The sequence below is a fragment of the Mesorhizobium sp. M0954 genome (genome assembly GCF_040319155.1).
GTDB lineage: Bacteria > Pseudomonadota > Alphaproteobacteria > Rhizobiales > Rhizobiaceae > Mesorhizobium.
This window is the reverse complement of record NZ_JAMYNR010000003.1, coordinates 289,295-312,821: the sequence shown is the minus strand read 5'-3', so window position 1 is coordinate 312,821 and position 23,527 is coordinate 289,295. Positions and strand designations below refer to the sequence as shown.

The window sequence follows — 23,527 nt, the reverse complement described above, 5'->3', positions numbered from 1 at the left end:
TCGCTCAAGGACCCTATCATCCGCACTTGCATTTCATCGCCGGATTGCCGATATGGAGGCTGGGAGGTTGGTGGTGGACGGTCCACTCGCCAACCGGGTCAGGTCCGGAAGGAAGCAGCCCTAACGAGCCCGGAACGGGTCATTGTTCCAGCCTCCCGCCTCTTCGCCTTTTACCCCGACATTGACGGCGCCAAGCCGCGCGGGCGAAACTATGCGCAGGAATCGGCCGCCTCCAGTGGCAGCCCTTGGAGCTTAACGGGCGAATGAGCGAAGCCGGAAACGAGGCCGGGAAATTGGACAAGCCTGCCGCCTACCGCGTGCTGGCGCGCAAATACCGACCGTCGAATTTCTCCGAACTGATCGGCCAGGAGCCGATGGTCCGCACGTTGACCAATGCCTTTGCCACCGGCCGCATCGCCCAGGCCTGGATGCTGACCGGCGTGCGTGGCGTCGGCAAGACGACGACCGCGCGCATACTCGCGCGGGCCCTGAACTACAAAACATCGACCGTCGACCAGCCGTCCGTCGACCTTGCCGTGCTCGGCGAGCATTGCCAGGCGATCATGGAAGGCCGACATGTCGACGTCATCGAGATGGACGCCGCCTCGCATACCGGCATCGACGACATCAGGGACATCATCGAGCGTGTGCGCTATGCCCCGGTGTCGGCGCGCTACAAGGTCTACATCATCGACGAAGTGCACATGCTTTCCAACCAGGCCTTCAACGGCCTGCTGAAGACGCTGGAAGAGCCGCCGCCGCACGTCAAATTCATCTTCGCCACCACCGAAATCCGCAAGGTGCCGATCACCGTCCTGTCGCGCTGCCAGCGTTTCGACCTCAGGCGCATCGATGCGGCAATGATCAAGGCCGACCTTGCCAGGATAGCCGGTCTGGAGGGCATCGAAGTCGAAGAGGATGCGCTGGCGATGATCGCGCGCGCGGCCGAAGGCTCGATGCGCGATGCGCAGTCGATCCTCGACCAGGCGATCGCCCATGGCGGCGGCGCGGTCAGCGCCGAAGCGGTGCGTGCCATGCTCGGCCTTGCCGACCGCGCCCGCATCGTCGACCTGTTCGAACACGTCATGAAGGGCGACGTCGCCGCCGCACTTGCCGAATTCCGTGCCCAGTACGATACCGGCGCCGATCCTGCCGCGGTGCTGACCGACCTTGCCGAGTTCAACCATCTGGTCACCCGTCTGCGTTTCGTACCGGCTGCCATCGACGACGCCTCGCTGTCCGAGGACGAGCGCCGGCGCGGCGCCGATTTCGCCAGCACGCTGTCGGTCAAGGTGCTGTCGCGGACGTGGCAGATGCTCTTGAAAGGTATTCCCGAGGTGCAGACCTCCAACCGCCCGGTCAGCGCCGCCGAGATGGTGCTGATCCGGCTGGCCCATGCCGCCGACCTGCCGACGCTGGACGAGGCGCTGAAATCGCTGGAGAACGGCGGCACCCTGCCGGGCGCTGCGCCGCGCGTGAATGGCACGCCGGCAAGCCCCGGCCCGGCAAACCATGCGCCTGCAGGCGGTGGTGCCGGCGCCGTGGCGCAGGCGCGGATGCCGACGGCCAATGGCGGCGCCCAGACAATGCGCCTGGTCGAGACGATGCGCCTGGTCGAGGCCGAGCCCGTGCCGACCAACTTCGTTGCTCCGCCGGAGCCGGCGGTCGAGGCGCCGCCGGTGCCGGTGAAATCGCTGGCCGACATTGTCGCCCTTGCCGACGCCCAGCGCGACATGGCCTTCAAGGTGCTGGTGAAGCGTTGCGTGCGCCTGGTGCGCATCGAGCCCGGTCGTATCGACGTCAGCCTGACCGACGATGCGCCGAAGATGTTGCTCAATGATTTGACCGCCAAGCTGCGCGCCTGGACGGGCCGCAACTGGCTGGTGTCGCTGTCGAAGGACGAGGGCGGCCAGACCTTGGCCGAGATGGAATCGACAAAGCGCGAAAACGCCTTCCTCGATGCCAAGAGCGACCCGACGGTCGCCGCCATCCTGGCGCGCTTTCCCGGTGCCAAGATCATCGACGTGCGCATTCCCGACGCGCCGGAAGCCGACGAGGCCGAAGTGCCGGTCGAGCCGCCGGCCGACGACGACGAAACCTGAACAACCAGGACCAGCTGCAAAGGACCGTGCGATGAAAGACCTTCTCGGCATGATGGGCAAGGCAAAGGAAATGCAGGCTAAGTTCCAGGCCATGCAGGATGAGATCGCCACGCTGGAAGCCACCGGGCAGGCCGGCGGCGGCCTGGTCAGCGTGACGCTGACCGGCAAATTCGAGATGAAGTCGCTGAAGATCGACCCGTCGCTGTTCAAGGAAGACGAGGTCGAGATTCTCGAGGACCTGCTTCTCGCTGCCCACAACGACGCCAGGACCAAGGTCGAGCAGATCATGCAGGAGAAGACCAGGGCGCTGACCGCGGGCCTACCGATCCCGCCGGGAATGAAACTGCCGTTCTAAGGTGTGTTGATATCCAGGTGATGCCGGCCTGCAAACGGCGGCTTCCTGCGCTTCCGGTGCTCACGAAACATACGCTCCGCTCCGGTTCTCGGAAGCCCGCCAACTGTGTCTATTGGGCAACTCCCCACACTTAATAACGCTTTAGCCATCTTTTTGCCTGAAAGTGTCTCATTCTTGCCGCAACCAGGGGCGGGCTGGCAGCAGAATTGAGGGGACACCTGTTGATCTCTACCCGATGGAAGACGCCGTTGCGGCTCGGCGTCGTTATCTCGCCGCTGTTTTTGGCCGCTTGCAGTCAGACCGCCTCGCACGGCATGTCCAGCCTGACCGATGCCATTACGCCGAGTTTCCTGAGCTCGCGCTCCTACAATTCCACGCCGAAGGAGAAGGAATGCCTGGAGCGGGCGATGTTCTTCGAGTCCAACCGCTCCAGCCGTGACGGCATGATTGCGGTCGGCACGGTGGTGATGAACCGGCTGCGGTCCGGCAATCACGGCAGCACCATCTGCGAAGTGGTTGGCGAGCGCGGCCAGTTCGCGCCGGGCGTCATGACACGGCCGATGAATTCGAAGGCGATGCCCGACGTCGAGGAGGCCGCCGAGGCGGTGCTCAAGGGCGAGCGCAAAGCCAAGCTGAAGAACACCATGTATTTCCACACCGCCGGCCTGCGCTTCCCCTACAGGAACATGCACTACACCATGGTCGCCGGCGGTAATGCCTTTTATGAAAAGCGCGGCCGCAACTGGCAGCCGCTGCCGGACGAACCGGTGGTCGCCATGGCCCAGGCCAAGCCGCAAGCGCCTGCCGCTCAGGCCATACTTGTCGCCTCGGCGGAGCCGGCTCGCGAGGTCAAGCCGACATTCGCCAAGGCAACCTATGTTACCGCCGCCGCATCGCTGCCGGCAAAGCAGACAAGGGTGACCGCCGGAATGGCGACCCCGGAGAAGGCGACGGCGGAGAAGCCGATGCTTGTGGCGCTGCAGGAACCAATGCAGGAGCCGGATGCGGCCCGTTTTGGCGGAACCGTGAGCGAGCGGCCTGTCACCTCCTTCCAGGCCGCGCCGGCAGAGCCGACAATGTCGTTCGAGGCGACGCCCGAGAACACCGACGCCATCGGCGCGATGATCGCCGGCCAGACCCGACCACTGGAAGAAAACTGAGGCGGCAGCACTGGCCGCGACGTCGGCCTTCCCTTCTCCCCTTGTGGGAGAAGGTGGCCTCGCGGAGCGAGGTCGGATGAGGGGTGCTCCAGCTTGGCATCGACGGCGCTCCGGCCAACACCCCTCAACCGTCTTGGCGCTGCGCGCCAATCCACCTTCTCCCACAAGGGGAGAAGGGAAGAGCGGAGCCCCTGGCCGCTCAACTGTTCCAAAGCGTGCGGAAAAATCCTAAACCGGTGCGATGTCGAAGCGAATCGCCGGTCCCGAGATCGAACGCCTGATCCAGCTGCTGGCCAAGGTGCCGGGGCTCGGTCCGCGTTCGGCACGCCGCGCCGCGCTCCACCTCATCAAGAAGAAGGAACAGCTGCTGGCGCCGCTCGCCGCCGCCATGGGCGAGGCGGTCGACAAGGTGCGCATCTGCTCGACCTGCGGCAATGTCGATACCTCGGATCCATGCATGATCTGCACCGACCCCCGCCGCGACCCCACTACGCTCATCGTCGTCGAGGACGTGGCCGACCTTTGGGCGCTGGAGCGGGCGACAGCCATGAACGTGCGTTACCATGTGCTCGGCGGTACGCTGTCGCCGCTCGACGGCATTGGTCCTGATGAGCTAAACATCCGTTCGCTGGTCGATCGCGTCGCCGGTGGCGAAGTCAAGGAAGTGATCCTCGCCGTCAACGCCACTGTCGAGGGCCAGACCACCGCGCACTACCTCACCGACCAGCTTTCCGGCTTCGACATCAAGGTGACGCGCCTGGCGCACGGTGTTCCGGTCGGCGGCGAACTCGATTATCTCGACGAAGGTACGCTGGCCGCAGCACTGAAGTCGCGGACAGTGTTTTGAGCAGGTTGGGGGAAGGGTGCTCTTGAGATGACTGCGTTCCTTCGCGCCCCCCTCTGTCCAAAGCGCGCCAAACTGTTCGCGATGTCCTCGCACACCTGTTCGCGATGTCTCCGGTCCAAACACCCCCAAGTGGGGGAGATGTCCGGCAGGACAGAGGGGGGCGCGACAGAACGCCGAGCTCGCACACTAGCCTGCCTCTCGTTTCTAGCAGCCCTACTTGGGTTGATCCTCGCCACCCCCGCCTCCGCCGCAAAGATCGACGACCAGTTCCGCGCCTGGCTCAGCAACGACCTCTGGCCCGAAGCCAATGCCAAAGGCATCTCCAGGAAAACCTTCGATGCCGCCTTCGACGGCGTCAAGCCGAACCTGAAGCTGCCCGACCTGGTGAAGCCGGGCGAGAAGGCGACGACGCCGCAGAAGCAGCATCAGGCCGAATTCGGTTCGCCGGGCGCCTATTTCGCTGAAAAGATAGTCCGAGCGGTGACCGCCGGCGGCCGCACCCGCGAGGCGACCAACGCCAGGACTCTTGCCGCGATCGAGAAACGCTACGGCGTGCCTGGCGAAGTGCTGCTGGCGATCTGGGGCCGCGAGAGCGGCTTCGGTGCGGCGAAGATGCCTTATGACGCCTTCGAGGTGCTGGGCACCAAGGCGTTCATGTCGACCAAGAAGGAATTCTTCCGCACCGAGCTCTTGGCTGCGTTCGAGATCGTCGAGCGCGGGCTTGCCCCGGTCGGCGCGATGAAATCGTCTTGGGCAGGCGCGCTTGGCCAGCCGCAGTTCATGCCGACATCGTTCCTCAAGCATGCCGTCGATTTCGACGGCGACGGCCGCACCGACATCTGGAATTCGACGCCCGATATACTGGCCTCGATCGCCAATTATCTCGTCCATTATGGCTGGGTCAGGGGCCGCGGCTGGGGCTTCGAGGTGACTGTGCCGGACAGCGTCCCGTGCTCGCTCGAAGGTCCGGACCAGGGCAAGAAGATTTCCCAATGGGCTGATATGGGCATCAGGCGTGTGTCGGGTAAACCGTTCCCGCCGAGCGAACTGAAAGCCGAGGGCTTTCTTTTGATGCCGGCCGGGCGTAGCGGCCCGGCCTTCATCGTCACCCCCAATTTCTATGTGCTGAAGCAGTATAACACCAGCGATCTCTATGCCCTGTTCATCGGCCATGGCGCCGATCGCATCGCCCATGGCGACAGCAATTTCTCGGGCAATTGGGGCGCAGTCGGCGGGCTCTACCGCTCCGACATCGCCGCCCTGCAGCGGGCGCTGGAAGCCAAGGGCTACGATGTCGGCAGCGCCGACGGCCTGCCTGGCTTCAAGACGCGCCGCTCGATCGGCAAATGGCAGGCCAGCAACGGCCGTTCCGCTACCTGCTTTCCCGACGCCGACCTGGTTACCGCGCTGAAATAGCCGGATTTTCGCACCGCCGGTCTGGCCCAATCGACCGTTCTGCAAATGCTCGTTGCCGCGCTCGAAACCGCCGGATATGGTGAACCGGAACCGCATAAAAAATTGCCAAGACAACGGTCCGGGGATCACCGTTCGACGCGGCAAGAAATGCCACAACCCTGAGCCGGGAACTCAGGTCAACAAAAACAGGGAACAGTTAAAATGATGATGGAAAAGTTTGCTCTACGCTCCCGCTTCTTGCTCGCGGGCGCGGCCATGTCCGCGCTGCTTCTGGCCGGTGCGCCTGCCTTCGCGGTCACGCCCGCCGACACGCTGGTCGAGGGTTTCGCCATCGACGACATCATCACCATGGATCCGGGCGAAGCATTCGAATTGTCGACCGCAGAGGTCACCGGCAACACCTATGATCTTCTGGTACGCCTCGACCTCAGCGACACATCCAAGGTCAAGGGCGATCTCGCCGAAAGCTGGAGCGTCTCCGACGACGGCCTGACCTACACGTTCAAGCTCAAGCCCGGCCTCAAATTCGCCTCCGGCAATCCGATCACAGCGGCGGACGTCGCCTATTCGTTCGAGCGCGCCATCAAGCTCGACAAGAGCCCGGCCTTTATTATCGGCCAGTTCGGTATCGATGGCGGCAACGTCACCGAGAAAGCCAAGGCCGTTGATGACACCACGTTCCAGTTCACCGTCGACAAGGCCTACGCGCCGAGCTTCGTGCTGAACTGCCTGTCGGCGACGGTCGCCTCGGTCGTCGACGCCAAGCTGGTCAAGGAGCATGTCGCCGCGGTCACGCCGAGCGCCGACTACAAATGGGACAATGATTTCGGCAACGCCTGGCTGAAGACCGGCTATGCCGGCTCCGGTGCCTTCAAACTGCGCGAATGGCGCGCCAACGAGGCCGTCGTCCTTGAGCGCAACGATAATTATTACGGCGACAAGGCCAAGCTTGCCCGCGTCATCTATCGCAACATGAAGGAAAGTTCGGGCCAGCGCCTTGCGCTGGAAGCCGGCGACATCGACGTTGCCCGCAATCTCGAGCCGAACGACCTTGATGCCATTGCCAAGAATGCCGACCTCACCACCACCAGCGCGCCGAAGGGTACGGTCTATTACATCAGCCTCAACCAGAAGAACGCCAACCTGGCCAAGCCCGAGGTTCGCCAGGCGTTCAAATACCTGGTCGATTACGACGCCTTGAGCACGACCATCCTCAAGGGCATCGGCGAGATCCACCAGACCTTCCTGCCCAAGGGCGTGCTTGGCGAACTGGACGAGAATCCGTTCAAGCTCGACGTCGCCAAGGCCAAGGAACTGCTCGCCAAGGCCGGCCTCGCCGACGGCTTCAGCGTCACCATGGACGTGCGTACCGGGCAGCCGACGACGGGCATGGCGGAATCGATCCAGCAGACGCTGGGACAGGCCGGCATCAAGCTGGAGATCATCCCCGGCGACGGCAAGCAGACGCTGACCAAATACCGCGCCCGCAACCACGACATCTATATCGGCCAGTGGGGCCAGGATTATTTCGATCCGAACTCCAACGCCCAGACCTTCGCCAGCAACCCCGACAATTCGGATGAAGGCAAGACCAAGACGCTGGCCTGGCGGAACGCCTGGGACATCCCGGACCTGACCAAGCAGACCGAAGCCGCCCTGCTCGAGAAGGACGCGGCCAAGCGCGCCGCAATGTACCAGGATCTTGAGAAGAAGATCCTCGATACCAGCCCCTTCGTCATCATCCACCAGCAGCTGGAAGTGGCCGGCCTGCGCAAGAACCTCAAGGGTTTTGCGCTCGGCCCGAGCTTCGACACCAACTTCGTCGGCCCCGTCTCGAAAGAGTGATGCCGGGGAGTGACGCCGGCGGACGCGCCGTATGAGCGTAGTTGAAAGCGAAGTGACGGCAGGGCGCGGCGGCGCCCGCGCCGTTGCCGTGACCTCATCGATCGCCCGGTTCCTGGTCATCGCGATAACGACTTATCTCGGTCTGCTCGCGGTGACCTTCTTCATCGGCCGCGTGATCCCGATCGACCCGGTGCTGGCGGTGCTCGGCGACCGGGCGCCGGCCAACGTCGTCGAGCGAACGCGCCGCGAGATGGGCCTCGACCTGCCGCTGGTCGAGCAGTTCTACATCTATGTCAAACATGCCCTGAACGGTGATTTCGGCACCTCGGTGCTGACCACCAATCCGGTGATGACCGATATCCGCCGCGCCTTTCCGGCGACGCTCGAACTGGCGACATTGGGAACATTGATCGGTTCGGTGATCGGCGTGCCGCTTGGCGTGCTGGCCGCCGTGCGGCGCGGCAGCGTCATCGACCAGATCGTGCGCATCATCGGCCTTGTCGGCTATTCCGTGCCGATCTTCTGGCTGGGGCTGCTGGCGCTGGTGCTGTTCTACGCCAAGCTGCAATGGGTCGCCTTTCCCGGCCGGCTCGACGTCGTCTACGAATACACCTTCACGCCGATTACCGGCTTTTACCTGCTGGATGCGCTCTGGCAGCGGCAGTGGGACGTATTTGCCGATGCCTTCCGCCACATCATCCTGCCGGCCTCGCTGCTCGGCTATTTCTCGCTCGCCTACATCAGCCGCATGACGCGCTCGTTCATGCTGAACGAACTCACCCAGGAATACATCGTCGCAGCGCGCGCCAAGGGCCTGTCGGAAACGCGCGTCATCTGGGGTCACGCGCTGCGCAACGCCGCGGTGCCGATGGTCACGGTGATCGCTCTGTCCTATGCCGGGCTGCTCGAAGGCTCGGTGCTGACCGAGACAGTGTTTTCGTGGCCGGGCATCGGCCTCTACATCACCAACTCGCTGCAGAACGCCGACATGAATGCCGTGCTTGGCGGCACGATCATCATCGGCTCGGTCTTCATCGCCATCAATCTATTCTCCGACCTGCTCTACCGGCTGCTCGACCCAAGGACCAAGGCAGGATGAGGACCAAGGCAGGATGAGCACGGAAGCGATTCAAACTCGCCGCGACTGGCTGCTCAGCGAGCGGCCGGCGTCGCGCGTCCAGGCGAGGCTCGGCCGCGCCTATGTGGCGTGGCGGCGCTTTTCCGCCAACCGGCTGGCGTTTGCCGGCCTGCTCATCATCGTCGCCCTGCTGGTGGTCGCGGCATTCGCCGATGTGCTGGCGCCCTATTCGCCGACATTCGGCGACCTCAAGGGCTCGCGGCTCCTGGCGCCGAGTGCGGCGCACTGGTTCGGCACCGACGATCTCGGCCGCGACATCTATTCGCGCATCATCTTCGGCTCGCGCTGGACACTGTACGTCGTCGTTCTGGTTGCCATCATCGCCGCGCCCATCGGCTTGCTGGTCGGCACCGTCGCCGGTTACGCCGGCGGCTGGACCGATGCGATCCTGATGCGCATCACCGACATCTTTCTCGCCTTTCCGAAGCTGATCCTGGCGCTGGCCTTTGTCGCCGCGCTCGGCCCCGGCATCGAAAATGCCGTGCTTGCCATCGCCATCACCTCGTGGCCGCCCTATGCCCGCATTGCCCGCGCCGAAACGCTGACGGTGCGCAATTCCGATTACATCAAGGCGGTGCAATTGATGGGCGCCTCGCCGTTTCGCATCGTGCTTCGCCACATCATGCCGCTCTGCATCTCCTCGCTGATCATCAGGGTGACGCTCGACATGGCCGGCATCATCCTGACCGCGGCCGGCCTCGGCTTCCTCGGCCTCGGCGCGCAGCCGCCGCTGCCCGAATGGGGCGCGATGATCGCATCGGGCCGCCGCTTCGTGCTCGACCAGTGGTGGGTTGCGGGCGCGCCGGGCTTTGCCATCCTCATCGTCAGCCTCGGCTTCAACCTGCTCGGCGACGGCCTGCGCGACGCGCTCGATCCCCGAAGCGGTGACCAATGAGTGGCGACCAATGAGCACGCTTCTCGAAGTCGACGACCTGCGCGTTACCTTCCCGACGCGCACCGGCCTGATCGAGGCAGTGCGCGGCGTTTCCTTCTCGCTCGGCCGCGAGCGGCTCGGCATCGTCGGTGAGAGCGGTTCGGGCAAGTCGCAGACCGGCCGCGCCATCATGGGCGTCACCCCGCCGCAGGCCGATGTGACCGCGAAGACGCTCGCTTTTGACGGCATCGACCTGCTGGCCGCCTCGGCGCGCGAGCGCCGCGCGCTGCGCGGCAAGCGTATCGCCATGATCCTGCAGGATCCGAAATATTCGCTCGACCCGGTGATGAGCATCGGCCGCCAGATCGTCGAGACGCTGCGCACGCATGAGAAGGTCTCCAAGGCCGAAGCCCGCGACCGCGCGCTGGCCATGCTGGAGGCGGTGCAGATCCGCGATCCGGCCCGTGTCTTCGACCTGCATCCGCACGAGGTTTCCGGCGGCATGGGCCAGCGCGCCATGATCGCCATGATGCTGATCGCCGGGCCGGAGATGATGATCGCCGACGAGCCGACCTCGGCACTCGACGTTACTGTCCAGCTCGACGTGCTCGGCATCCTCGACCGGCTGGTCAGCGAGCGCGGCATGGGGCTGATCTTCATCTCGCACGATCTGCGCCTGGTCTCGTCTTTCTGCGATCGTGTCATCGTCATGTATGCCGGCAAGGTGGTCGAACAGCTCAAAGCCTCGGAGCTCGGCCGCGCCCAGCATCCCTATACGCGCGGCCTGCTCAACTGCATGCCCAAGATCGGCGCCGACCGTCACCCGCTGCCGGTGCTCGACCGCAAGCCGGAGTGGGCAGCATGACGGCAGCCCTTTCCGTCGATAGGCTGGAGGTGGTCTTCGACCGCTTCCGCGCGTTGAAAGGCGTCAGCCTCGAGGTCGAATCCGGTGAATCCTTCGGCCTGGTCGGCGAGTCCGGCTCCGGCAAGTCGACGTTGCTCAGGGCAATCGCCGGCCTGGCGCCGGCCGCATCAGGCACCATCGCGGTCAACGGCAAAACGCTCGGCGCGCGTCGCGACAAGGCGTTTTACCGCGAGGTGCAGATGGTCTTCCAGGACCCGTACGGTTCGCTGCACCCGCGCCAGACCGTCGACCGCCTGCTGCAGGAGCCGCTCGCCATTCACGGCTTCGCCGACGGCGAAAAGCGCATCCAGCGGGCACTCGACGAGGTCGGCCTCGGCACCGGGTTCCGTTTTCGCTATTCGCATCAATTGTCCGGCGGTCAGCGCCAGCGCGTGGCGATCGCCCGCGCCCTGATTCTGGAACCGTCGATCCTGCTGCTCGACGAGCCGACCTCGGCGCTCGACGCTTCGGTGCAGGCGGAGGTGCTGAACCTGCTGGAAGAGATCAGGCGCCGCCGCAAGCTGACCTTCCTGATGGTCAGCCACGACCTAGCCATCATCACCCACATGTGCGAACGGCTGATGGTGATGCAGAACGGCGAGGCGATGGAGAATCTGACCGCGGACGATCTTGTCGAACGCCGTGTCACCAAGGATTATACGCGCAATTTGCTGAGGGCCAGCGAGGGATTTGTGCGGACGGCGTGAGTAGGCTTGCTTTCAATTCCCCGCGTCGTGTTCTTTCGCGCCCCCTCTGGCCTGCCGGCCATCTCCCCCACGGGTGGGGAGATTGGCCGTCACCACTGATTTCGCCAATCGCCAACGTTATAGAAGGAACGCTGCCGACGAAGCTGCCAATCTCCCTCCTTGTGGGGGAGATGTCCGGCAGGACAGAGGGGGGCGCGAAGGAACGGGACTTGGCAACTTTGTGTCAGGTCGCCCGCCGGACCGCAGGCCCAATCGCCCGCCGCCAGTGCCAACTTGAGGAAAACCTGAAATAAGCCCAGAAGAGTCTCAACAGCCATCAAACGAGAGCGGGCGCCGGCCCGGTGAGGGATACGATGACAAATTCAGCCATTTCCGAACGCAAGAGCCAGTCGATTTCGCGCGGCGTCGGCATGACCACTCAGATCTATGCCGATCGCGCCGAAAACTCGGAGATCTGGGATGTGGAAGGCCGCCGCTACATCGACTTCTCGTCCGGCATCGCCGTCGTCAACACCGGCCACCGTCACCCCAGGGTGATCGAAGCGGTCAAGGCGCAGCTCGAGCGCTTCACCCACACTTGCTATCAGGTCGTGCCCTATGAGAGCTATATCAGGCTGGCCGAACGGCTGAATGGCATGCTGCCCGGCAAGTTCGACAAGAAGACGATTTTTGTCACCACCGGCGCCGAGGCGGTCGAGAACGCGATCAAGATTGCGCGCAACGCCACCGGCCGGCCCGCGGTCATCGCTTTTTCCGGCGGCTTTCATGGTCGCACCTTCATGGGCATGGCGCTGACCGGCAAGGTCGTGCCCTATAAGGTCGGCTTCGGCGCCATGCCGGCGGATGTCTTCCATGCGCCGTTCCCGGTTGCACTGCACGGCGTGTCGGTCGCCGATTCGCTGGCTGCGCTCGACCGGCTGTTCAAGGCCGATGTAGATCCGGCCCGCGTTGCCGCCATCATCGTCGAGCCGGTGCAGGGCGAGGGCGGCTTCTACGAGGCGCCGCGCGACTTCATGACCGCATTGCGCAAGATCTGCGATCAGCACGGCATGCTGCTGATCGCCGACGAGGTGCAGACCGGCTTTGCCCGCACCGGCAAGATGTTTGCCATGGACCACCACGAGGTGGCGGCCGACATCACCACCATGGCCAAGAGCCTGGCCGGCGGCTTCCCGTTGGCGGCGGTCACCGGGCGCGCCGAGGTCATGGATGCGCCGAACCCCGGCGGACTCGGCGGCACCTATGGCGGCAGCCCGATCGGCGTCGCCGCGGCGCATGCCGTGCTCGACGTCATCGACGAGGAGAAGCTCTGCGACCGGGCCAACACGCTGGGCAACCGTCTGAAGCAGCGCCTGCAATCGATCCGCGACGAAGCCCCGGAGATCGTCGATATCAGAGGCCCCGGCTTCATGAACGCGGTCGAGTTCAACGATGTGGCGAAGGGCCTGCCGTCTCCGGAACTCGCCAATGCGGTCCGGCTGAAGGCGCTCGACAAGGGCCTGATCCTGCTGACCTGCGGCGTCTACGGCAACGTCATCCGCTTCCTCGCGCCGATCACCATCCAGGATGGCGTCATGAACGAGGCGCTCGACATTCTGGAAAGTTCGATCCGCGAGGCCCGCGCCGCCTGAGCGGCGAGGATATCGCCTAGATTCAACTGCGGCGAAGGCCGAGATAGGTGGCAAGCCGCCGTTCAACGCCCTATGCGAGCACGAAATTCGGCAGTCGAATTGGTGCGTGGAAACGGTTCGGAAGGCAACTGTACACCGAGAAAGGCACAAAGCGGCTCCCACCCTTCGGAGGCCTGATAAGTAAGAAGGCGTTCAGGTGGCAGCGTTGATTTCACGGAAGCGTTATGTGCTTCATAGACAGCGATTGCGTGATCACGGTTATCAAATCGACCGCCAAAGACACTGTTTCCAACCACCGCCACACCAAAGGACTGTGGATCATTGGTAGCAGCATCCATCGTGAGCCCTATTGTTTGCGCCATGCTGTCATACCAGGCTTCGGGGTCACGAACTGTCAGGATAACCTTTGCATGAGGGTAGTGGTCACTCACTTCGCGCCAAAAATGCGCCGTTGGCCAATCGACCGCGGAAAGATAGCCGGCATATGCCGCATCCCAGGTCGGGAGTTGTCCCTGTCCGGCGGCGCGCCACAGCGCCTTCTGCTCGGGATTGGCGTGGACATCTGCCATGTGATGACACGGCCCGAACCCAAGATGCTCCAAGGCGAGCTTCAGCGAATATGTGCCAGTGCGACCCATGCCTGCGCCAATGACATATAGAGCCATGAGCACCCCCCGACGAATTTCAATTGGTCAAAATACCGCTGTTTCCTTTACTTCGCTATATGTTTTGAAGGTCAGCTCCCGGTCGAACTCGGTCATTCAGGGTGATTGGGTTTGATCTTATCCTGCCGCGCGGGCCGGCTCTGCCTGCTGGAAGGCGGCGAGCGCGGCCTTCAGCCCGTCGGGCCCGGTCGCGACGATCTGCGGCGACGGCGAAAAGCCGGCGCCGAGCATCTTGCGGCCAAGCATGTGGTCGCCCGGCCGGTTGACCGATTCGATGCCGAGCAGCCGGCTTCCGGCATAGTGGTAGATGGAGAATTTGTTCTCGGCCACGTCGCCCAGCATGACATGGCTGTCGCCACCCGCAATCAGGCCGACCATCTGCAGCTTCATGTCACCGATATCGGACCAGAACCATGGCACCGCCGAGTAATTGTCGGTGTGGCCGACGATGGTGCGCGCGGCGAGCCGCGCCTGGTCAGTGGCGTTCTGCACCGATTCCAGCCGCACGTCGCCGCCGGTGAACCAGTGCCGGTAAGACGCCGCGTCGCCGATGGCGAGGATTTCCGGCACCGACGTGCGCATCTGCTGGTCGACGCGGATGCCGTTGGCGATGACAATGCCGGCGGCTTCGGCCAGTTCGACATTCGGCACGACGCCGATACCGATGACGACCATCTGAGCCGGCAATGTCTCGCCGGATGAGGTGATTGCAGCCGAAACACGGCCGTTCTCGTCCTCCAGCCGTTCGATGGTGGTGCCGGTAAGGATGCGCACACCGGAGGCCTCCAGCCGCTGGCGCACATGGCCGGCGATGACCGGTGCCACGGCGCGGCCGAGCAGCCGGTCGACCGCCTCGACCACCGTAACCTTGCGGCCTGCCGCGGTGAGCGTCGCGGCAATCTCCAGGCCGATGAAGCCGCCGCCGAGGATGACGACCTCCTCGCTTTGCGCGCTCAATTCGCGGATCAGGCGGGCATCGCCGAGCGAGCGCAGCGACACAACGCCAGAAAGCTCCGAACCCGGCAGCGGCAGCAGGCGCGGCCGCGCGCCGGTGGCGAGGATCAGCCGGTCAAACGGCAACACACCGCCGCCCGATATCTCCAGCCTGCGGCCGCCTACGTCGATCCGCTCGACCCGGATGCCTGGCCGGAAGTCGATGGCGCTGCCGGTATAAAAAGCCTCGCCGCGCAACGGCTGCGGCTTTGCTTGCTGATCCTTGATGAAGGTCTTCGACAGCGGCGGCTTGTGGTAGGGCAATTCGTTTTCGTCGCCGACCAGGATCACCGGGCCGTCATAGCCTTCTTCGCGCAGGCTGGCGGCCGCTTGCACGCCCGCATGACCCGCACCGACAATGACGACCCCGTTCTTCATAACAGCCCGATTCCTCATCCAAATCTAGGACGTCTCGCCAGGTGGCGATTGTCCGGCGCCGCCGCAAGAGCGCCGATCCGGGTCGCACCCGGAACGGCCGCCTGTCAACTGCGTCATGCGCCGGCATTCCTCATACGTCGGTGTTAAAGTTGACAGTTCTAGTTTAGAATAATTCTAAACTGTTGTTTCAATTGAATTTTTTCTATGCCACCAGTTGACATCCGGCGTCTTCGCCGTTTTATGGAAGCTCGCGCGTCAGCGCATCCCTTTGATGTCTGGGCCTTGAACCCTTTCGATTGGAGGCATTTCGGTGTCTTTCTTCCGCGAACCGCGCGATGGCGCGACCCTTCTTTGCCCGCTGGCAGCTGCCCGCCGAGGCGCCGGCATTTCATTGATTCCCGAGGAGAGACAATCATGAGAACGATGATCACGGCACGGTATGGCGGCAGGCTTGCGGCGATCGGCGCCACCGCAATGCTGACGGCGGCCGTGTTCGTGCTGCCGGCCAAGGCGCAAACCGATGCCAAGGCGGTCATCAAGACCTATTCCGACATTGCGCTCGCCAAATACGAGGATTCGCTGATCGCGGCCGAGGCGCTCGACAAGGCTGTCGATGCGCTGCTCGCCAAGCCATCTGCCGAAACGCTGAACGCCGCCCGCGAGGCCTGGAAGGCATCGCGCGTTCCCTATCAGCAGACCGAGGTCTATCGCTTCGGCAACGCCATCGTCGATGACTGGGAAGGCAAGGTGAACTCCTGGCCGCTCGACGAAGGCTTGATCGACTATGTCGCCAAGAGCTACGGCACCGAGTCGGACGCCAACGCGCTCTACACCGCCAATGTGATCGCCAACAAGTCGATCGAGATCAACGGCAAGAAGGTCGACGCCACCGACCTGACGCCGGAGTTCCTCTCCGGCACCCTGCAGGAGGCCGGCGGTATCGAGGCCAATGTGGCGACCGGCTATCACGCGATCGAATTCCTGCTTTGGGGTCAGGACCTGCACGGCACCGGTCCGGGCGCCGGCGAACGGCCCTACACCGATTACGACCTCGCCAATTGCACCGGCGGCAATTGCGACCGCCGCGGACAGTATCTGAAATCGGCGAGCGACCTTCTGGTTTCCGATCTAAAGGATATGGTCGACGACTGGAAGGAGGGCGGCGCCGCCCGCAAGAACCTTGTCGATGGCGAGCCGAACGCCGCCATTTCGACCATCTTCACCGGCATGGGCTCGCTGTCCTATGGCGAGCTCGCCGGAGAGCGGATGAAGCTCGGCCTCTTGTTGCACGACCCGGAAGAGGAGCACGATTGCTTCTCCGACAACACCTACAACTCCCATCTTTACGATGCGATCGGCATCCGTGCCGCCTATCACGGCAGCTACAAGCGGCTCGACGGCACTGTCGTCGAGGGGCCGTCGGTGGCCGACATGGTCAAGGCGGCCGACCCGGCGGTTGCCAAGGAATTGTCGGACAAACTGGACGTCACCGTCGCCAAGATGGAGGCCATCAAGGCGCGGGCGCTTGCCGGCGAGGCCTATGACCAGCAGATCGGAGAAGGCAACACGGAAGGCAATGCCACTGTGCAGGCGGCGATCGACGCGCTGGTCGATCAGACCAAATCGATCGAACGCGCCGTCGGTACCCTGAAGCTCAATGCGATAGCCTTCGAGGGCTCGGACAGCCTCGATTCACCGGACAAGGTGTTCCAATAGACTATCGAAACCACCAGCCACGCGACGCAGCGAAGCGCCGTTAGCCAGAGCGACAAAATGCTGATCTGCCATTGCAACATCATCACCGAAAAGGAGATAGAGCAGACGATCGTCGGGCTGCTGGATGAGGACCCCTGGCAGCTGATCGTGCCGGCGAAGGTCTATCACGCCATGCACAAGCGCGGTCGCTGTTGCGGCTGCTTCCCAAATGTGGTCGAAACGATCATTCGGGTCACCGAAAATTACCATGCCCGCTCGGCGGCGAGTGGCGTGGACATCGTTTCACACCTGGATCGCGTCAGAGGCCTGCGCGTCCAATACGGGAGCAGAACCCATGAAAGGCGAACAGCAGATCATAGAGCGGCTTAACGAGGCTCTGTTTCTGGAACTTGGGGCGGTCAATCAATACTGGGTGCATTTCCGGCTGCTGGAAGACTGGGGATACGCCAAGCTAGCGAAGAAGGAACGCGCTGAATCGATCGAGGAAATGCACCATGCCGACCGGCTCGTGGCGCGCATCATCTTCCTCGAGGGCCATCCGAACCTGCAGTCCGTGGCGCCGCTGCGCATCGGGCAGAATGTCAAGGAAGTGCTCGAATCCGATCTTGCCGGCGAATACGACGCGCGCACCGCCTACAAGCGTTCGCGCGAGGTTTGTAACGAAGCAGGCGACTACGTGACGATGAAGCTGTTCGAGGAATTGCTGGCTGACGAGGAAGGTCACATCGACTTTCTCGAGACGCAACTCGACCTGCTCGCCTCGATCGGCGAAGAAAAGTACGGTCAACTCAACGCAGCGTCGGCCGACGAGGCGGAATAAGGACATGCCGGAATGCGGCGCCCCCTAGATTTCATGCGCCGCTTGCGGCCGGCCGAGCATTGTGGCCTGCCGCCTCAGAAGAAGCCGCGATACGGTATCCTTCGCGGCGCCTTTCTTGCCGTGGTGGCGACGCTCACAGCCTCGGCGCTGGCCGGGGCGCCGCAACCGGCGGGGCTTGCCACCAGCCGCACGGATCTGACGCCGAAGGATCTGGCGCGCGTCATCGCCATCACCAGGCCGACCAGCGATTTCTCCAAGCCCGAGCAATTCGAGCTGATGCAGGGCGGCGCCGGCACCTCGAAGAAGGACGTCAACAAGGACGCCTTCTCGCAATCCTCCGCCAACATCAGCTTCGAGGAAGAGGGCACCTTCAAGCTCGGCAATGCCATTTTCCGCAAGAACTGGGTGTCCTCGCCATCCTCGACACAAGCCTCGGATGGGCTCGGTCCGTTGTTCAACGAGCGCGCCTGCCAGAACTGTCATCTGAAGGACGGTCGCGGCCATCCGCCCCAAGGCGACAGCGGCACCACCTCGATGTTCCTGCGCCTGGCAAGGGAAGCCAGTACCGAGGAGGAGAAAGCCGCGCTCGCCGATCACAAGGTGCTCAACTTTCCCGACCCGGTCTATGGCACACAACTTCAGGAGCTAGCCGTTCCCGGCCTGCAGGGCGAAGGCAGGATGCATGTCGATTATCAGGAGCAAAAAGTAAAACTGGCGGACGGCAGCGTCGTGTCGCTGCGTAAGCCGAGCTATTCGGTCGAGGGTCTCGCCTACGGGCCGCTCGATCCGCACACCACGCTGTCGCCGCGCATGACACCGCCGATGATCGGCCTTGGCCTGGTCGAGCAGATCGCTCCCGCCGACATCCTTACGCGTGCCGATGCGGCCGACCGCGGTGGTGACGGGATTTCCGGCAGGCCAAACATAATACGCGACGCCAGCAGCGGTGAACTGACGCTCGGCCGTTTCGGCTGGAAGGCGCAGGCGGCATCGATCCGCCAGCAATCGGCGGACGCTTTTGCCGGCGATATTGGCATTTCGACGCCCGAAGTGCCGAAGCACTGGGGCGATTGCAGCGCCGCGGAAAAGACCTGCCTTGGCCTACCTAACGGTGTACAGGAGCGCCTCGGTCCGGTCGAAGCGCCGCCGCCGGTCATGGACCTCGTGACCTTCTATTCGCAAAACCTTGCCGTGCCGGCCCGGCGCGATCTCGACAGACCGGACGTGCTCGCCGGCAAAAAACTGTTCTACGATATGGGCTGCATCTCCTGCCATACGCCGAAATTCGTCACCCGTCGCGACACCCCGAACAAGGCGCAGGCCTTCCAGCTGATCTGGCCCTATTCCGATTTCCTGCTGCATGACATGGGACCCGGTCTTGCCGACGGACAGGCGGTGGGCGAGGCCACGGGAAGCGAATGGCGCACGCCGCCACTGTGGGGCATCGGGCTCACCCAGACCGTCAGCGGCAACACCTTCTTCCTGCATGACGGGCGCGCACGAAGCCTGGCCGAGGCGATTCTGTGGCATGGCGGCGAGGGTCAGAAGGCGCGTGACCGCTTTGCCGCTGCCGATGCGGCCGACCGCGCCGCGCTGATCAAGTTTCTGGAGTCGCTCTGATGCGGAAGCGTCTTGCATTCGCTCTGATGCTGGTCCTCGCCGGTGCGCTGCCGGCATCCGCGACGGTGAAGGCTTCGGATGTGATCCAGCGGGCGATCGACGGCTTCGTCCGCCCGGCCTATGCCAGATTGCATGACCATGCGGACAGCTTGGCCAAGACCATGCACGCGCTTTGCCAAGCGCCCTCGCGAGACAATCTCGATGCGGCACGCGCCGAATTCTCAGGCGTCGTGGATGCCTGGTCGGTGGTGGAAATCATCCGTTTCGGGCCGATCGCGGAAAACAACCGGCTTGAGCGCATGCTGTTTTGGCCGGATCGCAAGAGCATCGGCCTGAAGCAGGTGCAGGCAGCACTTGCCGGCAAGGATCCGACAGCCGCCGATCCGGCCCAGCTGGCTACAAAGAGCGTCGCCATGCAAGGGCTCGGCGCACTGGAATTCGTCCTCTACGGCGACGGAGCCGGTCAATTGGTCGGCAGGGACGACGCCTATCGCTGCGCCTACGGTGCGGCCATTGCCGGCAATGTCGAGAAGATTGCCGGCGAGGTTGCCGATGCCTGGAAGGATCCCAACGGCTTTGCCGCGCTCTGGGCCAATCCGGGTCCGCAGAACGCGCTCTACCACGACGGCACCGAAGCGGTGACCGAACTGGTCGGCGTCTTCATCAACGAGCTGGAAATGGTCCGAGACGTACGCCTGAAAGGCTTCCTGGGCGCCAAGCCGGAGACCGACAAACCGAAACAGGCGATCTATTGGCGCTCGCAAAACACCGCCCGCTCGCTGACCGGGAATCTGGCGGGCATGGACACGCTGTTCCAGGCCTCGCAGCTTGGCGACGCGCTGCCGCCCGATGCGCGCTGGATGGCAGAATCGTTCCACATCCAGCTCACCAACGGGATCGAGGCGGCCAAGGCGATCAGGGGACCGATCGACAAGGCACTTGCCGATCCGGCGCTGCGCCAGAAGCTCGACTATTTCTCGCTGGTGACATCCAGCCTGACGACCCTGATCGGCACCAGGCTGACCGCCGAATTCGGCCTGACCGCCGGGTTCTCGTCATTGGATGGTGACTGATCATGAGGACGCCGCTGATCGATCGGCGCGATTTCCTGAGGGCCGCAGGCGCTGGTTTCGTAGCGGCGATGGCGCCGTCGGCCTGGGCAAAGACAATCGACGCCGACGCGGTCTTCGCCACCGCTTTCGTCAAGCGCGACGGCAGCTATGGCGCGGCCGTCCTGTCCGAGGCCGGCAAGTTGTTGCACACGATCGATCTGCCCGATCGGGGCCACGACGTTACCTTCGACCCGGTGTCCAAGCGTTCGGTGGTGTTTGCCAGGCAGCCGGGCACCTTTGCTGTCGTCTTCGACCATACCGGCCGCGATAAACCGCACACTATTGCCAGCGTTGCCGGCCGGCATTTCTTCGGCCATGGTGTGTTCTCGGCCGATGGCACGCTGCTCTACGCAACCGAGAACGATTTCGACAATGCCGCCGGCGTCGTCGGCGTCTATGACGCGCATGCGAAATTCAAGCGCATCGGCGAGTTCCCGACCTACGGCATGGGCCCACACGAGCTTTTGCTGCTTTCCGATGGCAGGACGATTGCTGTGGCCAATGGCGGCATCGAGACGCATCCGGATTATGGCCGCGCCGAGCTCAACATTGCCACGATGCGGCCATCCTACGTGCTGGTCGACCGTCTCACAGGCGATCTCACCGAAAAGCACGAATTGCCGCCGGCGCTGCACCAACTGTCGATCCGCCATATGGACGCCGACCGCTCCGGCACCGTCTGGTTCGGTTGTCAATACAGGGGGCCGGGTACCGATCGTCCCCCGCTGGTTGGCCGCGCGCCGCGCGGCATGGACTTGAAATTGCTCGATATGTCGCAGGACGTGCTCTCCGCCTTCAGGAACTATATCGGCTCGGTCGCCGCCAACCCTGCCGCCGGCACCATCGCGGTGTCTTCGCCTGAGGGCAATTCGCTTGCCGTGATCGACGCGGCCAGCGGCCGCATCGTCGCCACCAAGGCGCTGGTCGAGGTTTGCGGCGTTGCAGCCGATGGGGAAAGCTTCATGGCGACGACCGGCGCCGGCGATATCGTCGAGTCCGGTGGCTCGATACATTCCGAGCCTGACTATGTCTGGGACAATCACGTGCTGCGTATCGAGCAGGTCGGCTAGTCCCGATACCTATTGTGGCGATTGCGTGCGTTGGAACTTACATTCTTGGACCCGCGCCGAAGCCAAGTCGCCTGACGATTTATCCATTATTCCCTTGCGGGGATCAGCCCTGGCGGGCAGAGGGAAGCTGTTTTCGAAACTGTCTCAACCGGCCGCTTCATGAAATTGCTTGCCATCGACTGTGCCGCCAATCTCTGCGCCGCCTGCGTCTACGACGCGGCGGCCGGGAAAGAACTCGGCCGTTCGGTGCTCGATCTCGGTAAGGGTCATGCCGAGCATCTGATGGGTGTCATCGAAAAGGCGTTGGGGACCAGCAGAACCGACTATTCCGGCCTCGGCGCCATTGCCGTTTCGATGGGTCCGGGCTCCTTCACCGGTCTGCGCGTCGGCGTCTCGGCGGCGCGCGGCCTTGCGCTGGCGCTGAAAATCCCGGCGATCGGCGTGACGACTCTGGAGGCCCTGGCGGCGCAAGCGAGAGCGGCATTTCCCGGTCGCGCCGTGCTCGCCGCGCTCGATGCAGGTCGCGAGGAGATCCATGCGGCACTTTACGATGAGAGGTCGGTTCTGATCTATGGTCCGGCCGTGACCACGCTCTCGCAAGCAGCCGCCATCGCGGTCGACAGATCTGCGGTTCTCGCCGGCACGGCGGCAACCCAAATTGCCGCGGCGGCCGGGCGCAGCTTCGATCTCGGCGGGACGGCGGCCACCGCCGACATCGCCGTCTATGCCCGGCTGGCCGCCGCCCAACGTGCCGGTAAAAAGGGCGAGGGCGAAAAGCCGAAACCGCTCTATCTGCGCGGCGCCGACGCCAAGCCGCAGGCCGGCTTTATTCTATCTAGGCAAAAAAACTGATGCGCATTCCATTCCTCCAGCCGCGTCGCAGGGACTATGCGATCGAGCCGCTGACGGTTGCCGACAGCGCGGCCATGTCGGTGCTGCATCGCGAGGATTTCGCGCGGCCGTGGACCGACGACGAATTCGCCGCGCTGCTCGAGCAGGACACGGTGTTCGGCTATGCCGCGCGCGAGACCGGACAGGGTGCCAAGCCGCCGGTCGGCTTCGTGCTGGCGCGGCTGGCGGCCGGCGAGGGGGAGATCCTGACGGTCGCGGTGGCACGCTCGCATCGGCGCCGGGGGCTCGGCTGGCAATTGATGGATGCGGTGCTGCGTGAACTGCACGCACAGCGCGCCGAGGCACTTTTCCTCGAGGTCGACGAGACCAATGTCGCCGCGATCGCGCTCTACCGGCGGTTCGGCTTCCGCGAGGTCGGCAAGCGCGCCAACTATTACAAGTCGCCGGAGCACGGCCCGACCGGCGCGCTTGTCATGCGCCGCGATCTTCGCTAGCCAAACGCCGGGGTGGTGCGGATGATCGGAAAAATCAGGATTTTCCTGGCCCTGGGGCTGGTTGTCGTCGGCTCATTGGTGCTTGTGCCTTTGCAGATACTGTCGATGAGGACCGGACTCTGGCGCGAGACCTTCATCCTGAAGATCTGGCACAGAATGATCGTCAGGGCGCTGGGGCTGCGCATCCATGTCAAGGGAGCGCTGTCCGGCCAGCGCCCATTGCTGATTGCTGCCAACCACATCTCCTGGACCGACATCATGGTGCTGGGGTCGATGGTCGACGTGACGTTCATCGCCAGGGCCGATATGGCAGGCTGGCCGCTGATCGGCATGCTGTCGAAGCTGCAACGCACCGTCTTCATTGAACGTGAGCGCAAACGCTCGTCGGGCGACCAGGCGAGCGAGATCGCCGGCCGGATGGCCAAGGGCGACGCCATGGTGCTGTTCGCCGAAGGCTCGACCGGCGACGGGAACATGATCCTGCCGTTCAAGAGCACGCTGTTCGGCGCCGCTACAATGGCGATTGCGGAAGGGGCGACCGAACAGGTCTTCATCCAACCGGTGGCGATCGTCTATACGCGCCTGCATGGCGTGCCGCTCGGCCGCCGGCATCGGCCGGTTGCCGCCTGGATCGGCGATGAGGAGCTGATGCCGCACCTCAAGGTGCTGATGGCCGAGGGCGCCCTCGACGTCGAGGTGCATTTTGGCGAGGCGATTGCTTTCTCCAGGGGCTCGAGCCGCAAGGAGACGGCAAAGCAGATGGAACGCCAGGTTCGCGAGATGGTACAAGCGGCGCTCGCCGAACCGCGTCCGAGCCGGTAGGCTGAG

22 protein-coding genes and 1 other RNA gene are annotated in these 23,527 nt (G+C 63.7%); 21 read left to right on the top strand and 2 right to left on the bottom strand.

The genetic code is table 11. The features are described 5' to 3' along the window. The first annotated feature begins 62 nt into the window (after positions 1-62). The 12 genes from ffs to NKH93_RS06575 all read left to right on the top strand — a co-directional run bounded on the left by ffs (position 63) and on the right by NKH93_RS06575 (position 12,979). Positions 63-159: signal recognition particle sRNA small type (gene ffs / locus NKH93_RS06630), an RNA gene on the top strand. A 104-nt stretch (positions 160-263) separates the two neighbouring features. Then, entirely contained in the window at positions 264-2,102 is a 1,839-nt protein-coding gene (locus NKH93_RS06625) for a DNA polymerase III subunit gamma/tau (RefSeq protein ID WP_352969689.1), read from the top strand. Between the two features lie 31 nt (positions 2,103-2,133). Further along, positions 2,134-2,457: a YbaB/EbfC family nucleoid-associated protein gene (locus NKH93_RS06620; protein ID WP_023676870.1), complete on the top strand. Its 324-nt coding sequence runs from the start codon at positions 2,134-2,136 to the stop codon at positions 2,455-2,457. 221 nt (positions 2,458-2,678) lie between these two features. Beyond that, positions 2,679-3,617 carry a cell wall hydrolase gene (locus NKH93_RS06615; RefSeq protein ID WP_352969687.1) on the top strand — a complete coding sequence of 313 codons (939 nt, stop codon included), beginning with the start codon at positions 2,679-2,681 and terminating at the stop codon, positions 3,615-3,617. A 241-nt stretch (positions 3,618-3,858) separates the two neighbouring features. Beyond that, complete coding sequence (gene recR / locus NKH93_RS06610) at positions 3,859-4,464, top strand: recombination mediator RecR (RefSeq protein ID WP_023676872.1); 606 nt, start codon at positions 3,859-3,861, stop codon at positions 4,462-4,464. Positions 4,465-4,602: 138 nt separating this feature from the next. Then, entirely contained in the window at positions 4,603-5,880 is a 1,278-nt protein-coding gene (locus tag NKH93_RS06605; protein WP_352969685.1) for a lytic murein transglycosylase, read from the top strand. A 201-nt stretch (positions 5,881-6,081) separates the two neighbouring features. Further along, complete coding sequence (locus NKH93_RS06600; RefSeq protein ID WP_352969683.1) at positions 6,082-7,725, top strand: ABC transporter substrate-binding protein; 1,644 nt, start codon at positions 6,082-6,084, stop codon at positions 7,723-7,725. Positions 7,726-7,756: 31 nt separating this feature from the next. After that, positions 7,757-8,824 carry an ABC transporter permease gene (locus tag NKH93_RS06595; RefSeq protein WP_352969681.1) on the top strand — a complete coding sequence of 356 codons (1,068 nt, stop codon included), beginning with the start codon at positions 7,757-7,759 and terminating at the stop codon, positions 8,822-8,824. Positions 8,825-8,837: 13 nt separating this feature from the next. Next, a complete protein-coding gene (nikC, locus tag NKH93_RS06590) occupies positions 8,838-9,758 on the top strand; it encodes a nickel transporter permease (protein WP_352455096.1) in 921 nt (306 codons plus the stop codon). A 10-nt stretch (positions 9,759-9,768) separates the two neighbouring features. Further along, positions 9,769-10,602 carry an ABC transporter ATP-binding protein gene (locus NKH93_RS06585; RefSeq protein ID WP_352767069.1) on the top strand — a complete coding sequence of 278 codons (834 nt, stop codon included), beginning with the start codon at positions 9,769-9,771 and terminating at the stop codon, positions 10,600-10,602. Further along, on the top strand, positions 10,599-11,348 hold the full coding sequence (locus NKH93_RS06580) for an ABC transporter ATP-binding protein (protein ID WP_352542927.1): 750 nt from the start codon (positions 10,599-10,601) through the stop codon (positions 11,346-11,348). The genes NKH93_RS06585 and NKH93_RS06580 overlap by 4 nt, the downstream gene beginning before the upstream one ends. Positions 11,349-11,701: 353 nt before the next feature. After that, the gene (locus tag NKH93_RS06575) at positions 11,702-12,979 is read left to right on the top strand and encodes a 4-aminobutyrate--2-oxoglutarate transaminase (protein ID WP_352969679.1); all 1,278 of its coding nucleotides are present in this window, start codon (positions 11,702-11,704) and stop codon (positions 12,977-12,979) included. Between the two features lie 62 nt (positions 12,980-13,041). Here NKH93_RS06575 and NKH93_RS06570 read toward each other — a convergent pair whose 3' ends face one another. Then, positions 13,042-13,644: a sulfotransferase family protein gene (locus NKH93_RS06570; RefSeq protein WP_352969677.1), complete on the bottom strand. Its 603-nt coding sequence runs from the start codon at positions 13,642-13,644 to the stop codon at positions 13,042-13,044. 117 nt (positions 13,645-13,761) lie between these two features. After that, the gene (locus tag NKH93_RS06565; protein ID WP_352969675.1) at positions 13,762-15,015 is read right to left on the bottom strand and encodes an NAD(P)/FAD-dependent oxidoreductase; all 1,254 of its coding nucleotides are present in this window, start codon (positions 15,013-15,015) and stop codon (positions 13,762-13,764) included. Positions 15,016-15,438: 423 nt separating this feature from the next. Here NKH93_RS06565 and NKH93_RS06560 point away from each other — a divergent pair, with 423 nt between their 5' ends. The 9 genes from NKH93_RS06560 (at position 15,439) to olsA (ending at position 23,521) form a co-directional block, all read left to right on the top strand. Beyond that, a complete protein-coding gene (locus NKH93_RS06560) occupies positions 15,439-16,731 on the top strand; it encodes an imelysin family protein (protein WP_502895699.1) in 1,293 nt (430 codons plus the stop codon). Between the two features lie 57 nt (positions 16,732-16,788). Further along, a complete protein-coding gene (locus NKH93_RS06555) occupies positions 16,789-17,100 on the top strand; it encodes a (2Fe-2S)-binding protein (RefSeq protein ID WP_023676882.1) in 312 nt (103 codons plus the stop codon). Continuing rightward, on the top strand, positions 17,066-17,551 hold the full coding sequence (gene bfr / locus NKH93_RS06550) for a bacterioferritin (RefSeq protein ID WP_023676883.1): 486 nt from the start codon (positions 17,066-17,068) through the stop codon (positions 17,549-17,551). Before NKH93_RS06555 ends, bfr begins: the two co-directional genes overlap by 35 nt. Positions 17,552-17,563: 12 nt before the next feature. Next, positions 17,564-19,171 carry a di-heme oxidoreductase family protein gene (locus NKH93_RS06545; protein ID WP_352969673.1) on the top strand — a complete coding sequence of 536 codons (1,608 nt, stop codon included), beginning with the start codon at positions 17,564-17,566 and terminating at the stop codon, positions 19,169-19,171. After that, a complete protein-coding gene (locus tag NKH93_RS06540) occupies positions 19,171-20,244 on the top strand; it encodes an imelysin family protein (protein WP_352969671.1) in 1,074 nt (357 codons plus the stop codon). Before NKH93_RS06545 ends, NKH93_RS06540 begins: the two co-directional genes overlap by 1 nt. Positions 20,245-20,246: 2 nt before the next feature. Next, the gene (locus NKH93_RS06535) at positions 20,247-21,353 is read left to right on the top strand and encodes a DUF1513 domain-containing protein (RefSeq protein WP_352969669.1); all 1,107 of its coding nucleotides are present in this window, start codon (positions 20,247-20,249) and stop codon (positions 21,351-21,353) included. Between the two features lie 159 nt (positions 21,354-21,512). After that, positions 21,513-22,205 carry a tRNA (adenosine(37)-N6)-threonylcarbamoyltransferase complex dimerization subunit type 1 TsaB gene (tsaB, locus tag NKH93_RS06530; RefSeq protein WP_352969667.1) on the top strand — a complete coding sequence of 231 codons (693 nt, stop codon included), beginning with the start codon at positions 21,513-21,515 and terminating at the stop codon, positions 22,203-22,205. Next, complete coding sequence (gene rimI, locus NKH93_RS06525) at positions 22,205-22,699, top strand: ribosomal protein S18-alanine N-acetyltransferase (protein ID WP_352470057.1); 495 nt, start codon at positions 22,205-22,207, stop codon at positions 22,697-22,699. The genes tsaB and rimI overlap by 1 nt, the downstream gene beginning before the upstream one ends. Before the next feature lie 21 nt (positions 22,700-22,720). After that, complete coding sequence (gene olsA, locus NKH93_RS06520) at positions 22,721-23,521, top strand: lyso-ornithine lipid O-acyltransferase (protein WP_352613878.1); 801 nt, start codon at positions 22,721-22,723, stop codon at positions 23,519-23,521. The last annotated feature ends 6 nt before the right edge of the window (positions 23,522-23,527 follow it).

Bases quoted from the DNA above. Each gene is read 5' to 3' on its own strand.
- NKH93_RS06625 (WP_352969689.1), top strand. From the start codon at position 264: ATGAGCGAAGCCGGAAACGAGGCCGGGAAATTGGACAAGCCTGCCGCC.
- NKH93_RS06620 (WP_023676870.1), top strand. From the start codon at position 2,134: ATGAAAGACCTTCTCGGCATGATGGGCAAGGCAAAGGAAATGCAGGCT.
- recR (WP_023676872.1), top strand. From the start codon at position 3,859: ATGTCGAAGCGAATCGCCGGTCCCGAGATCGAACGCCTGATCCAGCTG.
- NKH93_RS06605 (WP_352969685.1), top strand. From the start codon at position 4,603: ATGTCCGGCAGGACAGAGGGGGGCGCGACAGAACGCCGAGCTCGCACA.
- NKH93_RS06600 (WP_352969683.1), top strand. From the start codon at position 6,082: ATGATGATGGAAAAGTTTGCTCTACGCTCCCGCTTCTTGCTCGCGGGC.
- NKH93_RS06595 (WP_352969681.1), top strand. From the start codon at position 7,757: ATGAGCGTAGTTGAAAGCGAAGTGACGGCAGGGCGCGGCGGCGCCCGC.
- nikC (WP_352455096.1), top strand. From the start codon at position 8,838: ATGAGCACGGAAGCGATTCAAACTCGCCGCGACTGGCTGCTCAGCGAG.
- NKH93_RS06585 (WP_352767069.1), top strand. From the start codon at position 9,769: ATGAGCACGCTTCTCGAAGTCGACGACCTGCGCGTTACCTTCCCGACG.
- NKH93_RS06580 (WP_352542927.1), top strand. From the start codon at position 10,599: ATGACGGCAGCCCTTTCCGTCGATAGGCTGGAGGTGGTCTTCGACCGC.
- NKH93_RS06575 (WP_352969679.1), top strand. From the start codon at position 11,702: ATGACAAATTCAGCCATTTCCGAACGCAAGAGCCAGTCGATTTCGCGC.
- NKH93_RS06570 (WP_352969677.1), bottom strand. From the start codon at position 13,644: ATGGCTCTATATGTCATTGGCGCAGGCATGGGTCGCACTGGCACATAT.
- NKH93_RS06565 (WP_352969675.1), bottom strand. From the start codon at position 15,015: ATGAAGAACGGGGTCGTCATTGTCGGTGCGGGTCATGCGGGCGTGCAA.
- NKH93_RS06560 (WP_502895699.1), top strand. From the start codon at position 15,439: ATGATCACGGCACGGTATGGCGGCAGGCTTGCGGCGATCGGCGCCACC.
- NKH93_RS06555 (WP_023676882.1), top strand. From the start codon at position 16,789: ATGCTGATCTGCCATTGCAACATCATCACCGAAAAGGAGATAGAGCAG.
- bfr (WP_023676883.1), top strand. From the start codon at position 17,066: ATGAAAGGCGAACAGCAGATCATAGAGCGGCTTAACGAGGCTCTGTTT.
- NKH93_RS06545 (WP_352969673.1), top strand. From the start codon at position 17,564: ATGCGGCGCCCCCTAGATTTCATGCGCCGCTTGCGGCCGGCCGAGCAT.
- NKH93_RS06540 (WP_352969671.1), top strand. From the start codon at position 19,171: ATGCGGAAGCGTCTTGCATTCGCTCTGATGCTGGTCCTCGCCGGTGCG.
- NKH93_RS06535 (WP_352969669.1), top strand. From the start codon at position 20,247: ATGAGGACGCCGCTGATCGATCGGCGCGATTTCCTGAGGGCCGCAGGC.
- tsaB (WP_352969667.1), top strand. From the start codon at position 21,513: ATGAAATTGCTTGCCATCGACTGTGCCGCCAATCTCTGCGCCGCCTGC.
- rimI (WP_352470057.1), top strand. From the start codon at position 22,205: ATGCGCATTCCATTCCTCCAGCCGCGTCGCAGGGACTATGCGATCGAG.
- olsA (WP_352613878.1), top strand. From the start codon at position 22,721: ATGATCGGAAAAATCAGGATTTTCCTGGCCCTGGGGCTGGTTGTCGTC.